This window comes from Stutzerimonas stutzeri, assembly GCF_000590475.1.
GTDB classification, from domain to species: Bacteria; Pseudomonadota; Gammaproteobacteria; order Pseudomonadales; family Pseudomonadaceae; genus Stutzerimonas; species Stutzerimonas stutzeri_D.
Genome location: NZ_CP007441.1, coordinates 4,160,785 through 4,173,211, shown reverse-complemented (window position 1 = coordinate 4,173,211; position 12,427 = coordinate 4,160,785). Strand labels below are relative to the sequence as shown.

Here is a 12,427-nt window from a genome sequence, read left to right as displayed (position 1 = left end):
ATGGCTGCCGCTCGTTTCCACGTCTTCAGAGCCCGGTGGCGGGCCATCGCCAAAGGAACCCCCAGGGTCTGATCGGGTCGATTCACAGTAGGCTTTCAGCCAGAACCAGACCTTAGGGGACCCAAGATGGACCTGATTCGAATCATCATCGCGATACTTCTGCCTCCGCTGGGGGTATTCCTGCAAGTCGGCTTCGCTGGCGCCTTCTGGTTGAACATTCTGCTGACGCTGCTGGGCTACATTCCGGGCATCATTCACGCGGTCTGGATCATCGCTCGGCGCTGAGGATCGGTATTGCGGCACAAAAAGCCCGGCCATTCAGCCGGGCTTTTTGTGCTTGCAAGCGAGGCGGTGTAAAGTCCCCGGTCGATTTTGCATGAGGCCATCTCGCGCAAATCTCCCTTGAACTTGACGGGATCGGAGCGTGCGCCTTCGGGCGACGCAGCTGCCCGCGCTGCCGTGGGCACTGTCACTGCGCAGCACACGGGAAGGAACCACATGGGCGACTCTTTCATCGATCAGAACAACTTCAGGCGCATCCTCAACCGCAACGTGGCGGTTCCGCTTGGTTTCGGATTTCTCAGTGCGTTTTTCTTCGGCGCCATCGTCTATTTTCTGCTGAGTGTCAGCCACTGGGTCGAGCGCTCAGTCGTTGGGGTTTCCTATGCTCACGAGACGCTCAAAATAATGGGGGATCTGGAAGCCTCGATGCGCGGCTACCTGATCACCGGCGAGGATGTTTTTCTCGAGCCCTATCGGCGTGAGTTGCCATTGCTGGACACCCAGCTGGAATTGCTCAAAAAATATGCAGCTCATGACCCGGTGCAGTTGAACCGCATTCGGCGCGCTGAGCGGTTGCATCGGCAATGGGTCGATTTTGCCGAGGCGGCCATTGGCCGTCGGATCCAGGGGCTGCCGATCGATGACTATGTGCGCAGCAAGAGCGGCTTGGACATGAAGGACGAGCAGCGCAAACTGCTCAACGACTTCATCGCCTATGAGCGGCAGGTCAGAGCCGAGCGCACCGGGACGTCGGAGACGATTACCACGGTGCTGATCGGCAGCTTTCTTCTGTTCAGTTTGATCTTCAGCGGATTGCTGGTGTATTTCGGTCGACGCGACCTGCTCAGCCTGTCCGACAGCTATGCCGAATCGCTGGAGCAACAGCGGGCCCATGCAGCTGCGCTGGAAAAACAGGCCTGGTATCGCACCGGGCAGACCCTGCTCGGCGAGTCGATCATTGGCGAACAGGCCTTGCCGACGCTGGGACAGAATGTGCTCAGTTTCCTTTCGCGTTACCTCGAGGTTGCGGTCGGTGCGCTCTACGTGACCCAGGAGGGCAAGCTGGAGCGAGTCGCGGAGTTCGGCTGGGACAAAGACAGATTGCGCAGCGATCGCACCTTGGCGCTCGGCGAAGGGCTGGTGGGTCAAGTGGCGCTGGAGCGCCGGATGATGAGGCTCGACAGCCTGCCGCCCAATTATCTGAAGGTTAGCTCGGCGCTGGGCAGTGCCGATGCCAGATCCGTGCTGATCGCCCCGGTGGAAGACAACGGCATGCTCAATGCCGTGCTGGAAATCGGCTTCCTGCGGCCGTTGCGTGAAGAGGACAGCGAGCTGCTGAGGCGCATCAGCGAGGGCATCGGTTCGGCCATTGAAGCTGCGCGCTACCGCCAGCGCCTGCAGCGTGTACTGGCTGAAACCCAGCAGCTCAACGAAGAATTGCAGGTCCAGCAGGAAGAGCTACGCGCCGCCAACGAGGAACTCGAGGAACAGTCCAGCGCGTTGCGCGAGTCGCAGGTGCACATGGAAGAGCAGCAGGCCGAACTGGAACAAACCAACGAGCAGCTTGCCGAGCATACCCAGGAACTGGCGCGCCAGCGCGACGAGATGGACTTGAAGAACAACCGTCTGCGCGAGGTCCAGTTGATGCTTGAAGAGCGCGCTGATGAGCTGCAGCGCGCCAGCCGCTATAAGTCCGAATTTCTTGCCAACATGTCTCACGAGCTGCGCACCCCGCTGAACAGCTCGCTGATTCTGGCCAAGTTGCTGGCTGACAACCCGGACGACAATCTGAGCGAAGATCAGGTGCAATTCGCGCGCTCGATTTATTCGGCCGGCAACGACCTGCTCAATCTGATCAATGACATCCTCGACATCTCCAAGGTCGAGGCCGGCAAACTCGACGTGCACCCAGAACTGGTGATGCTGACCCGCATGGCCGACGGGCTGAAGAGCCTGTTCCTCGCCCAGGCGCTGGATAAGTCGCTGCAGTTCGACATCGAATTGGGCGATGGGCTGCCGACGAGTCTCTACACCGATCGCCAGCGGCTCGAGCAGGTCCTAAAGAATCTACTGGCGAATGCCTTCAAATTCACCGAAAAAGGCTCGGTCACCCTGCGTGTGACGCGCCACGACGAACGTCAGATTGCCTTTGCCGTGCAGGATTCAGGCATCGGCATCGCTGAAGATCAGCAGGCGGTGATTTTCGAGGCGTTCCGCCAGGCAGACGGCACCACTAACCGGCGTTACGGCGGGACTGGCCTCGGGCTGTCGATTTCCCGCGAGTTGGCTCAGTTGCTTGGCGGTACCATCGAAGTGCACAGCGAGCCGGGCGCCGGCAGCGTGTTTACCCTGATTGTCCCGGATCATTACAACGAGCCCGCAGCTGAACAACAGTCGGCGCGTTTGCCGGCCCCGTCTCAGCCGGCCCCGATCACTGCCGCGGACACGCGCCCGCACCCGACTCCTCCGGCCGCAGCGGTACGGATCGACGAGCCGGCGCCACCGGCGCTCGCTGATGACCGCAGCAGAGCGCCGTTCAGCGAGCGCTCGGTGCTGGTCATCGAGGACGATCCGCATTTTGCCTGCATCCTGCGCGACCTCGCACACGAGCTGAAATACAACTGCCTGATCGCGCAGAGCGCCGATGCCGGTTTCGACACCGCCGTCGAGTACCGACCCGATGCCATCTTGCTGGACATGCGTCTGCCCGACCATTCAGGCCTGACCGTGCTCGAGCGTCTCAAGGAAGACCCCATCACCCGGCATATCCCGGTGCATGTCGTCTCCGTCGAGGATCGCAAGGAGGCGGCCCTGCAGATGGGGGCGATCGGCTACGCGATCAAGCCGACCAGCCGAGACGATCTCAGGAAGGTCTTCAGTCGGCTGGATGCAAAGCTGGCGCAGAAGGTCAAGCGCATCCTGTTAGTCGAGGACGACGCCCGGCAGCGCGAAAGCGTGTCGCGGCTGATCGAGGATATCGATATCGAAATCACGGCGGTGGAGTTCGGCGAGCAGGCCCTCGAACTGCTGCGCTCCACCGTTTTCGACTGCATGATCATCGACCTCAAGCTGCCCGACATGGATGGCCACGAGTTGCTCGAGCGCATGGCAAGGGAGGAAATCTGCTCGTTCCCGCCGGTCATCGTCTACACCGGGCGCAACCTGACCCGCGACGAGGAAGCCGCGCTGATGAAATACTCGCGCTCGATCATCATCAAGGGCGCGCGCTCGCCGGAACGGCTGCTGGACGAGGTCACGCTGTTCCTGCACAAGGTCGAATCGGATATGCCCCCGGAGCGGCAGAAGATGCTCAAGAGTGTGCGCAGCCGCGAAAAGGCCTTCGAGGGTCGCAAGATCCTGGTAGTAGACGACGATGTGCGCAACGTCTTCGCACTGACCAGCGCGCTGGAGCAGAAGGGGGCGCTGATCGAGATCGCCCGCAACGGCCATGAGGCCATCTCGCAGTTGCAGAACGTCGACGATATCGATCTGGTGCTGATGGACATCATGATGCCCGAGATGGACGGCTTCACCGCGATGCAGGAAATCCGCAAAGATTCGCGCTTTGCGAAGCTGCCGATGATCGCGGTCACCGCCAAGGCCATGAAAGACGATCAGGATCGTTGCCTGAACGCTGGCGCTAACGATTACCTGGCCAAACCCATCGATCTTGATCGCCTGTTCTCGCTGATCCGCGTCTGGCTGCCTAAAGTGGAGCTTCTGTGACATGCCCGAACGCTCCCAGATCATCGAAATCAAGTTGCTGATCGAGGCGATTTACCTGCGCTACAGCTACGATTTTCGCGACTATTCCGGCGCCTCGCTCAAGCGCCGAATACTGCTGGCGTTGAAGCAGATGCGCTGCGATAGCATTTCGGAGCTGCAGCGCAGAATCCTCTATGAACCACAGGCGTTCATGGAGCTGCTGCAGTATCTAACGATCCCGGTGAGCGAGATGTTTCGCGATCCGAGCTACTTCCTGGCGCTGCGCGAGCACGTGGTACCGGTGCTGCGTACCTATCCATCGTTGAAGATCTGGATTGCCGGTTGCAGTACGGGGGAAGAGGTCTATTCGATGGCGATCCTACTCAAGGAAGAGGGCTTGCTCGAGCGTACGATTCTCTACGCGACCGATATCAATCCGCGTTCGCTGGAGCAGGCGCGCCGGGGTATCTTCGATATCGGCGACATGCGTCAGTACACCGAGAACTACCAGCGTGCCGGCGGCAGGTACAGCCTCAGCAATTACTACACCGCGGCCTATGATTCGGCGATCGTGGATAAGTCATTGAAAGAAAAGGTAACCTTTGCCGATCATAGCCTGGCGACGGACAGCGTGTTTGCCGAAACTCAACTGGTTTCCTGCCGCAATGTCCTGATCTATTTCAATAAGCCACTGCAGGATCGGGCCTTTGGTCTGTTTCACGATTCCTTGTGTCACCGCGGATTTCTTGGGCTGGGCAGCAAGGAAACCGTGGAATTCTCCGGCTACGCTGGACGCTACGAGGCGTTCGACAAGCAGGAAAGGATCTTCCGCAAGCTATGAAATACGCGGTCACCGACACTTCAACCAAGCCCCTTGTCCGGCGCATCGATGCCGTGGTGATCGGCGCTTCGGCCGGCGGTCTGGCCGCGTTGAGTACGTTGGTCGAAGGACTGCCAGGCAATCTGCGTCAGCCGTTGCTGATGGTTCAGCACATACCGCCGAGCGGGCCGACCCAATTGGCCGAAATATTCCGGAGAAAGACGGCACTGCAGGTCAAGGAAGCGGATGACAAGGAGGTGGTGCGCGCCGGAACCTTGTATTTCGCGGCACCTGGTTACCATTTGCTGGTGGAAGCGGATCTGTCCCTTTCGCTCAGCCAGGACGATGCCGTTCATTTCTCGCGCCCCTCGATCGACGTGCTGTTCGAATCGGCCGCCGATGCCTGGGGCGAGCGCGTCGCCGGCATACTGCTAACCGGTGCCAACGAGGATGGCGCCGCGGGACTGGAGGCGATCAAACGAGCAGGCGGTATCACCATCGTTCAGGATCCCGAGGAAGCCGAGGTTCCGACCATGCCGCTTTCCGCACTCCAGCGCTTTGCGCCGGATTACATCTTGCCCTTGCGCGATATTCATAATTTGTTGCGCGAACTGGAGTGACCCATGCCCGACCATCCCGATGAAGCGAACCTGCTGATCGTCGATGATTTGCCGGAAAACCTGCTGGCGCTGGATGCCATTCTCAGGAACCCCGGTGTTCGCGTTCATCAGGCCGAATCGGCGGAGCAGGCGCTCGAGCTGCTGTTGCAGCACGAATTCGCGCTGGCCATTCTCGATGTCCAGATGCCTGGCATGGACGGTTTCCAGCTGGCAGAGCTGATGCGTGGCACCGAGCGTACCAAGCACATCCCGATCGTCTTCGTCAGCGCCGCGGGCCGCGAGTTGAATTACGCCTTCAAGGGCTACGAGAGCGGTGCGGTGGATTTCATGCACAAGCCGCTCGATACCCATGCGGTGCGTAGCAAGGTCAGCGTGTTCGTCGATCTGTATCGCAATCGCAAGCGAATGGCGCATCAACTCGAAGCGCTTGAGCGCAGCCGTCGGGAGCAGGAAGTGCTGCTCGACGAGCTGCGCAGCACCAAAGCCGAGCTGGAAGACGCGGTACGCATGCGCGACGATTTCATGTCGATCGTCTCCCATGAGCTGAAAACACCCCTCAACACGCTGATTCTCGAGGTCCAACTGCGCAAGCTGCAGCTTGGCCGAAACAATCTCGCCGCCTTCAGCGAAGACAAGCTGCGGCAGATGGTCGACAAGGACGAACGGCAGATTCAAAGTCTGATCCGCTTGATCGACGACATGCTCGACGTCTCACGGATTCGCACCGGCAAGCTGTCGATCCGCCCCAGCCGCGTCGATCTGGGCGCGCTGACGGCCAGCGTCGTGGAGAATTTCGCGGCGCAGATGGAGGCCAGTGGCTGCACGCTGCTGTTCCAGCGCCCAGAGCCGATAATTGGAGTCTGGGACGAGTTTCGTATCGAGCAGGTGCTGGCGAACCTTCTGACCAATGCGATGCGCTACGGCTCAGGCAAGCCGGTGCAAGTCAGTGTCGATGCCAGCGCGACGACAGCCTGTATCGAAGTACGCGACCAGGGCATTGGCATCAGCCAGAACAGCCTCGAACGGATCTTCTGCCAATTCGAACGCGCCGAGGGCAGCGAGAGCAGCGCCGGGCTCGGGCTCGGATTGTTCATCGCCGAGCAGATCGTCAAGGCGCATAGCGGTCGCATTCAAGTCGAAAGCGAAGAGGGCAAGGGCGCGCTGTTCCGCGTTCTGCTGCCGCTGAACGCCGAGGCCTGAAATGGCCTCGGCGGACCTTTCAGCGCCAGGTTAGTTGCGGCCAGCCCCTGGCCTCGGCTTGCTCGCGCAGCAGAGGGTCGGGATTCACTACGTAGGGATGCGCCACCTGCTCGAGCAGCGGCAGGTCGTTGATCGAGTCGGAGTAGAAGTGCGCGCCGTCCAGCGATTCGCCCGCCGCATCGGCCCATTCGCGTAGTCGTGCCACCTTGCCTTGTCGGTAGGTCAGCACGCCGCGGGTGTTGCCGCTGTAGAAGCCGTGCTGCTCCTCCAGCTGGATCGCCAGCACTTCTCCGATGCCGAGCCGTTCGGCGACGGCCCCGACGAGAAATTCTGCCGAAGCGGATATCACCAGAATGCGGTCACCGGCTTTGCGATGTTCGGCGATATGGCGCATGGCATCGCTGTAGATCAGCGGTTCGATCACGTCCTCGACGAACGGCTCCACCACATGGGCTACCTCTTCGGCGGTGCGGCCCACCAGCGGTGCCAGGCTGAACGCCATGTAGTCCTCCATCGCCAGCCGTCCGAAGGCGTATTCGGCCATCAGCTCGGCGTCCTTACGCAGAAAAGACTCAGCGTCCACCCAGCCAATCTTAGCCATTTCGTGCGACCAGAGACTGGCGCAATCGCCATCGATCAGGGTTTCGTCCAGGTCAAAAATTGCTAATGCCATCAAGCCACCTCGTGAATTGCCGAAGCGTCGATGGTAAGGCTTACCTGGCGGCCGTGGGGATGAAGATCAGCGGCTGAGCGATTGAGCACGTCCACCAATAGCTCGACGCCACGCGCTTCGACCCGATAGCGGATCACATTGCCGAGCAGGCTGTGGCTCTTGATCACAGCGGAGATTGCTTGGTGCCCCTCGGCGACATTGGCCAGAACGATGGCTTCCGGGCGGATCGCCACCTGCGCGTCGATTGGGCGCTGCAGCAGGCGTGACGCAACATCCGCCGCGAGCAGGTTGTAGTTGCCGATAAAGCCTGCGGCGAAGGCATCCACCGGCGCGGTGTACAGGGTTTCGGCGTCCGCACTCTGGACGATGCGCCCGGCGTTCATCAACAGGATGTGGTCGGAGAGTGTCAGTGCCTCTTCCTGGTCGTGGGTAACGAAGAGGGTGGTCAGTCCCAGCTCCTGCTGGATCGCGCGGATCTGTTCGCGCAAGTGCTTGCGAATGCGTGCATCCAGCGCCGATAAGGGTTCGTCGAGCAGCAGCAAACGAGGGCGCGTTACCAGTGAACGGGCAAGTGCGACGCGCTGGCATTGCCCGCCCGAGAGCTGGCTGGGGTAGCGCCGGGCGAAGTCGTTCAGCTCGACCATTGCCAGTACTTCCGCCACCCGCCGCGTGCTTTCTTCCCGCGCGACCTTCTGCATCCGCAGGCCAAAGGCGACGTTCTGCTCAACGGTCATGTTGGGGAACAGCGCGTAACTCTGGAACACCATGCCAATCTGGCGCTTCTGCGGCGACAGCGGCACCAGGTCCTCACCGTCGAGCAGAATCTGCCCGCCATCCACCTCGGTAAGCCCGGCGATACACCGCAGGAGTGTGGATTTGCCGCACCCAGAGGGACCGAGCAGGGTTATCAGCTCGCCCTTGGCGACCTCGCAGCTGATATCGCTGAAGACCTGGGTTTCGCCAAAGGCTTTATGTAGGCCGCGGATAGAAAGGTAGCTCATGGGGTGGCCCTGGCTGGATTAGTCGCTGCAGTGGTCGGGATGGGGTGAGCGGCGCTCCGCTTCAGTCCACCGCATCTACGAGGCGCCCGGTTCGGTGGGCTAAAGCCCACCCTACGGAGCTTCTTCTCCAGCACATTTGTGCTCTCGGGCGTTTCGTAAACCATTAGGGTTTGTCTCGATTCATTCTCGTCGCGGCCCAGGTGAACACCAGTACAAAGAAGAAGTAGGAAATCACCAGCGCACTGTTGAAATGGCCGCTGCTGTTTTTCATGTTGTTCAGGTACACCTGCAGCGTTTCGTAGCGCGTGCCGACCAGCAGGTTGGCGAACACGAACTCGCCGAACAGAAAGGAGAACGACAGGAACAGCGACACCATCAGTCCCTTGCGCAGGTTCGGCAGTACGACCAGGAACGCCGCCTTCCAGCTGCTGGCGCCAAGCAGGTGGGCGGCGTCCATCAGGTCGCGCAAGTTGATCGCCTGCAGGTTGTTACTGATCGCGCGATACATGAATGGCAGCGCGATGGTGAAGTAGGCGCCAATCAGAATCCACGGCGTACCGACCATCGCCAGCGGCCCCGAGCCGTACAGCTGCAGCAGCCCGACCGAGGACACCACCGGCGGCACCGCGAAGGGCAGCAGGATCAGGATGTTCATCAGGCCGTCGAGCTTCGGGAAGTGGTAATGCACCACGAACAGCAGCGGCAGGATCAGCACCACGGCTAGGCCCAGGGCGCCTAAGCAAACCAGCAACGATTGACCGAAGGCACGCAGGAAACGCGCGTCGCTCCACAGCCGGAGGTACCAGTCGATGGTCAGGCCATCGGGCAGAATGGTCGCCGACCAGCTGCTTGAGATCGAATAGAGAAAGGTCGCCGCCAAGGGCAGCAACAGGATCAGGAACAGCAGCCAGACCACCACCCGGTGGTAGAGCAGGCCGCGTCGGGCTTCAGCGGCTCGCATGGTAGCTCCTCTTCAGCAGCAGCTGGTGCGCCACGGTGATCACCGCCATCAGCCCCACCAGCACCATCGCCAGGGCACTGGCCATGTGCGGATCCAACGAGATATCACCGGAAATCATCGCCGCGATGCGGATCGGCAACACATTGAAGTTGCCGGTGGTGAGGTAGTAGACGGTGGCGTAGGCGCCCAATGCGTTGGCCAGCAGGATGACGAAGGTACCGAGCAGCGCAGGTGTCAGCACCGGCAGACCGATATGGCGCCAGTAACTCCAGGTGCCGGCCCCCAGCAAGGAGGCCGATTCGCGCCAGTCCTCGCGCAACGCGTCGAACGCGGGGTAGAGCAGCAACACGCCCAGCGGAATCTGGAAATAGGTATAGAGCACGATCAGGCCGGTCTTGGAGTAGAGATTGAAGTCCTCGATGATTCCGGCCTGCTTCAGCAGGATCGTCAGCGCCCCGTTGAAGCCAAGCAGAATGACGAAGGCGAACGCCAGCGGTACGCCAGCGAAGTTGCTGGTCATGTTGGAAAACGCCATGACGAAATCACGCAGTTTGGAATCGACCTGGCGCAGCGAGTAGCTGCCGAGAATGGCCATGACGATGCCGAACAAGCTGGACCAGAACGAGATCTGCAGGCTGTGTTTGATGGCCTGAAGATAGAACTTCGAACTGAACACCTTCTGGAAATTGGCCAGGCCCCAGCCGTCCGCGGTATGCAGACTATTGAGCGTGACCCACAGCAGCGGGGCGATCTGGAAGGCGAAGAAGAACAGCGCGAAGGGCAGCAGGCAGAGCAGCGCCAGATGCTTGCTGCGCGCTGGTCTGCGGCTGACCATGGTCGGAGCAGCATGTTCGCGAATGGCCGCGGTCTTGAGGTTGTTCTCAAGCGGCGCGGTCATTTCAGCAGCTCCCGGCATGCCGGCTTGTCATGCGGCACGCCGAGCAGTTCGCACAGCGTGCCGCACAGCTCGGTCTGTTTCGGTCGGGCGCTCGCGTCGAGGCTGAATGCCGAACCCAGTACGAACAGCGGCACCTCGCGCTCTTCCGGCAGCAGGCCATTGTGGGAGCGATCGCTGTTCATGCCGTGGTCGGCGGTGATCAGCACCTGATAGCTCTCATCCAGCCAGCGCTGCAGATACTCGGCCAGCAGGACGTCGGCGCGGCGCGCCGCATTGCGGTATTGAGACGAATCCAGGCCGTGCTTGTGGCCGGCGTCGTCGATGTTCATCGGGTGCACCAGCAGGAAATCCGGGTTATGCCGCAGCCGCAAGCTCTCTGCGTCGGCGAACAGGTGGGAATCCGGGTAGTGGTCTTCGTAGTAGAAATGGCCATGCTGGATCGGCAGCTCGGGGGTCTCGCTGTGACGGTCGCGTGCGGCGTGAAACGGCGCGCGGTTGTACAGCTCGCTGACCCAGTGGTAAGCCGCGGCCGCCGTGATCAATCCGGCATCACGGACGTTGTGGAAAACGCTGCGCTCGGTGGACAGCCGCACCACGTCGTTGTGCACGATGCCGCTCTCGATGGGCGGAACGCCGGTGAGGATGCATTCGTACAGCGGTCGGGACAGTGCGGGCAGCTCGCATTGCAAGCGGTACAACGCGCCGCGACCGGCGATGCAATAGGCCTGTAGATGTCCGAGCGCGTGCTCGGCGACCTGATAGTTGAGGCCGTCGAGCACGACGAGAATGGCTTTTCCCATGCTTGCTACCCTGCTTGCCTTGGTAGGAGACGCCGAGTCGTTGCTCCTACAGGTATGTCTCCAGTTCGTAGGGTGGGCTTCAGCCCACAGTCCGCGTTTTTTTGGGGCTAAAGCCCATCCTACGATCCTGAGCCGGTTGGCTGCCGGTCACTCCATTTCGATGATCACGGTTTCCTGCCACTGCTGCGGCAGCGCCTTGGACGTCGCTTCCCAGGCTTCGGCGTTCTCGATGGGTTTGACCTTGGCGTACTGCTCGTTCGGTAGCAGCTTGGCCTGCACCTCGGCGGGCAGGGTCAGGTGCTCGGCGCGGATCGGTCGCGCGTTGCCCTTGGCCAGGTTGATCTGCCCGGCGTCGGAAAGGATGTATTCGCGTGCCAGCTTGGCGGCGTTGGGGTGCTTGGCGTACTTGTTGATGATGGTGGTGTAGCCGGAAATCACCGAGCCATCGGAAGGGATCAGCACCTCGAAGCGGCTGGGGTCGATCTGATCGCGGTAAGACAGGCCATTGAAATCCCAGACCACGCCCACTTCCACTTCGCCGCGTTCCAGCGTCTGGATGGTCGGGTTCGACAAGGACAGGCGGCCCTGCTTGGCGATCTCGGCAAAATAATCCAGGCCCGGCTGGATGTTCGTCTCGTCACCGCCGTTGGCGATGGCAGCCGCCAGCACCCCGCTCACCGCCTGGGCCGCTGCGCTGACGTCGCCGATGGCGACCTTGTACTTGCCATCCTTGAGCTCGGCCCAGGAGGACGGCGCCTTGTCGACCAGCTGCTTGTTGACGATGAAGGCGATCGAACCGGTGTAGGCCAGCATCCAGTGGCCGTCCTTGTCCTTCGCCCAGTCCGGGATTTGCTCCCAGTTGCTCGGCTTGTACGGCTGGGTAACGCCCTGCTGCACGGCGATCGGCCCGAATGCCGCGCCGACGTCACCGATGTCGGCGGTGGCGTTGTCTTTCTCGGCGGCGAATTTGGCGATCTCCTGGGCCGAACTCATGTCGGTGTCCATGTGCTTGAGACTGTACTTCTTCTCCAGGTCCTGCCAGGTGTCCTTCCAATTGGCCCAGCTGTCCGGCATGCCGACGCTATTGACCTCACCCTCTGCGCGAGCCGCCTCTTCGAGGCCTTTCAGGTCCGTTTGTGCAGCGTTCGCCGATGTCGCCAGGGCGATCGCCGATCCCAGCAGTGAAGCCAGCAGCAGTCGTTTCATCAGAAGCTCCTTTCGCAGGTTGGTCTAGGTCAGCAAGACTGAAGCCAATCTAGGGGGTGCAAATGACATTTTGATGTCGTTGCCTCCGCCGCCGCCTCTTGGGGGCGACACCGCGACAGGAGTGCCGTAGCAAGCCTAGCTCAGCCTGAGAAGCTTGCCTGGCGTGGCTCCATCGAAAGTTGCCGATACGCTTGAGTGGACCGAAACACCCGCTGTGGCGGCCGGCATTGCGTGCCAATGTCATGCGGCGGTCATCCGGCT

Annotated in this window: 11 protein-coding genes; 5 read left to right on the top strand and 6 right to left on the bottom strand. The window is 61.0% G+C overall.

Annotated features, from left to right (window positions below; all coding sequences use genetic code 11):
- The first annotated feature begins 126 nt into the window (after positions 1 to 126).
- From CH92_RS21760 to CH92_RS18945, 5 genes are all read left to right on the top strand, one after another.
- Complete coding sequence (locus CH92_RS21760; protein ID WP_003282625.1) at positions 127 to 285, top strand: YqaE/Pmp3 family membrane protein; 159 nt, start codon at positions 127 to 129, stop codon at positions 283 to 285.
- A gap of 213 nt (positions 286 to 498) precedes the next feature.
- Positions 499 to 4,008: a response regulator gene (locus CH92_RS18960; RefSeq protein WP_025243334.1), complete on the top strand. Its 3,510-nt coding sequence runs from the start codon at positions 499 to 501 to the stop codon at positions 4,006 to 4,008.
- A 1-nt stretch (position 4,009) separates the two neighbouring features.
- Entirely contained in the window at positions 4,010 to 4,828 is an 819-nt protein-coding gene (locus tag CH92_RS18955) for a CheR family methyltransferase (protein ID WP_025243333.1), read from the top strand.
- Positions 4,825 to 5,427 carry a chemotaxis protein CheB gene (locus tag CH92_RS18950; RefSeq protein ID WP_025243332.1) on the top strand — a complete coding sequence of 201 codons (603 nt, stop codon included), beginning with the start codon at positions 4,825 to 4,827 and terminating at the stop codon, positions 5,425 to 5,427. The genes CH92_RS18955 and CH92_RS18950 overlap by 4 nt, the downstream gene beginning before the upstream one ends.
- Positions 5,428 to 5,430: 3 nt before the next feature.
- Entirely contained in the window at positions 5,431 to 6,627 is a 1,197-nt protein-coding gene (locus CH92_RS18945; RefSeq protein WP_025243331.1) for a hybrid sensor histidine kinase/response regulator, read from the top strand.
- 19 nt (positions 6,628 to 6,646) lie between these two features.
- Here CH92_RS18945 and CH92_RS18940 read toward each other — a convergent pair whose 3' ends face one another.
- From CH92_RS18940 to CH92_RS18915, 6 genes are all read right to left on the bottom strand, one after another.
- Positions 6,647 to 7,300, bottom strand: coding sequence for an HAD family hydrolase (locus tag CH92_RS18940; RefSeq protein ID WP_025243330.1), 654 nt, complete (start codon positions 7,298 to 7,300; stop codon positions 6,647 to 6,649).
- The gene (locus tag CH92_RS18935; protein WP_025243329.1) at positions 7,300 to 8,301 is read right to left on the bottom strand and encodes an ABC transporter ATP-binding protein; all 1,002 of its coding nucleotides are present in this window, start codon (positions 8,299 to 8,301) and stop codon (positions 7,300 to 7,302) included. The genes CH92_RS18940 and CH92_RS18935 overlap by 1 nt, the downstream gene beginning before the upstream one ends.
- 163 nt (positions 8,302 to 8,464) lie before the next feature.
- On the bottom strand, positions 8,465 to 9,262 hold the full coding sequence (locus CH92_RS18930) for an ABC transporter permease (protein ID WP_025243328.1): 798 nt from the start codon (positions 9,260 to 9,262) through the stop codon (positions 8,465 to 8,467).
- Entirely contained in the window at positions 9,249 to 10,097 is an 849-nt protein-coding gene (locus CH92_RS18925; protein ID WP_025243327.1) for an ABC transporter permease, read from the bottom strand. Before CH92_RS18925 ends, CH92_RS18930 begins: the two co-directional genes overlap by 14 nt.
- 59 nt (positions 10,098 to 10,156) lie before the next feature.
- Entirely contained in the window at positions 10,157 to 10,960 is an 804-nt protein-coding gene (locus CH92_RS18920) for an alkaline phosphatase family protein (protein WP_025243326.1), read from the bottom strand.
- Between the two features lie 147 nt (positions 10,961 to 11,107).
- Entirely contained in the window at positions 11,108 to 12,166 is a 1,059-nt protein-coding gene (locus CH92_RS18915; protein WP_025243325.1) for an ABC transporter substrate-binding protein, read from the bottom strand.
- Positions 12,167 to 12,427: the final 261 nt, after the last annotated feature.

What these genes read in the sequence shown, in the direction of transcription:
- CH92_RS18950 (WP_025243332.1), top strand. Translation starts at nt 4,825, where the DNA reads ATGAAATACGCGGTCACCGACACTTCAACCAAGCCCCTTGTCCGGCGC.
- CH92_RS18920 (WP_025243326.1), bottom strand. Translation starts at nt 10,960, where the DNA reads ATGGGAAAAGCCATTCTCGTCGTGCTCGACGGCCTCAACTATCAGGTC.
- CH92_RS18955 (WP_025243333.1), top strand. Translation starts at nt 4,010, where the DNA reads ATGCCCGAACGCTCCCAGATCATCGAAATCAAGTTGCTGATCGAGGCG.
- CH92_RS18945 (WP_025243331.1), top strand. Translation starts at nt 5,431, where the DNA reads ATGCCCGACCATCCCGATGAAGCGAACCTGCTGATCGTCGATGATTTG.
- CH92_RS18960 (WP_025243334.1), top strand. Translation starts at nt 499, where the DNA reads ATGGGCGACTCTTTCATCGATCAGAACAACTTCAGGCGCATCCTCAAC.
- CH92_RS18925 (WP_025243327.1), bottom strand. Translation starts at nt 10,097, where the DNA reads ATGGTCAGCCGCAGACCAGCGCGCAGCAAGCATCTGGCGCTGCTCTGC.
- CH92_RS18940 (WP_025243330.1), bottom strand. Translation starts at nt 7,300, where the DNA reads ATGGCATTAGCAATTTTTGACCTGGACGAAACCCTGATCGATGGCGAT.
- CH92_RS18915 (WP_025243325.1), bottom strand. Translation starts at nt 12,166, where the DNA reads ATGAAACGACTGCTGCTGGCTTCACTGCTGGGATCGGCGATCGCCCTG.
- CH92_RS18935 (WP_025243329.1), bottom strand. Translation starts at nt 8,301, where the DNA reads ATGAGCTACCTTTCTATCCGCGGCCTACATAAAGCCTTTGGCGAAACC.
- CH92_RS21760 (WP_003282625.1), top strand. Translation starts at nt 127, where the DNA reads ATGGACCTGATTCGAATCATCATCGCGATACTTCTGCCTCCGCTGGGG.
- CH92_RS18930 (WP_025243328.1), bottom strand. Translation starts at nt 9,262, where the DNA reads ATGCGAGCCGCTGAAGCCCGACGCGGCCTGCTCTACCACCGGGTGGTG.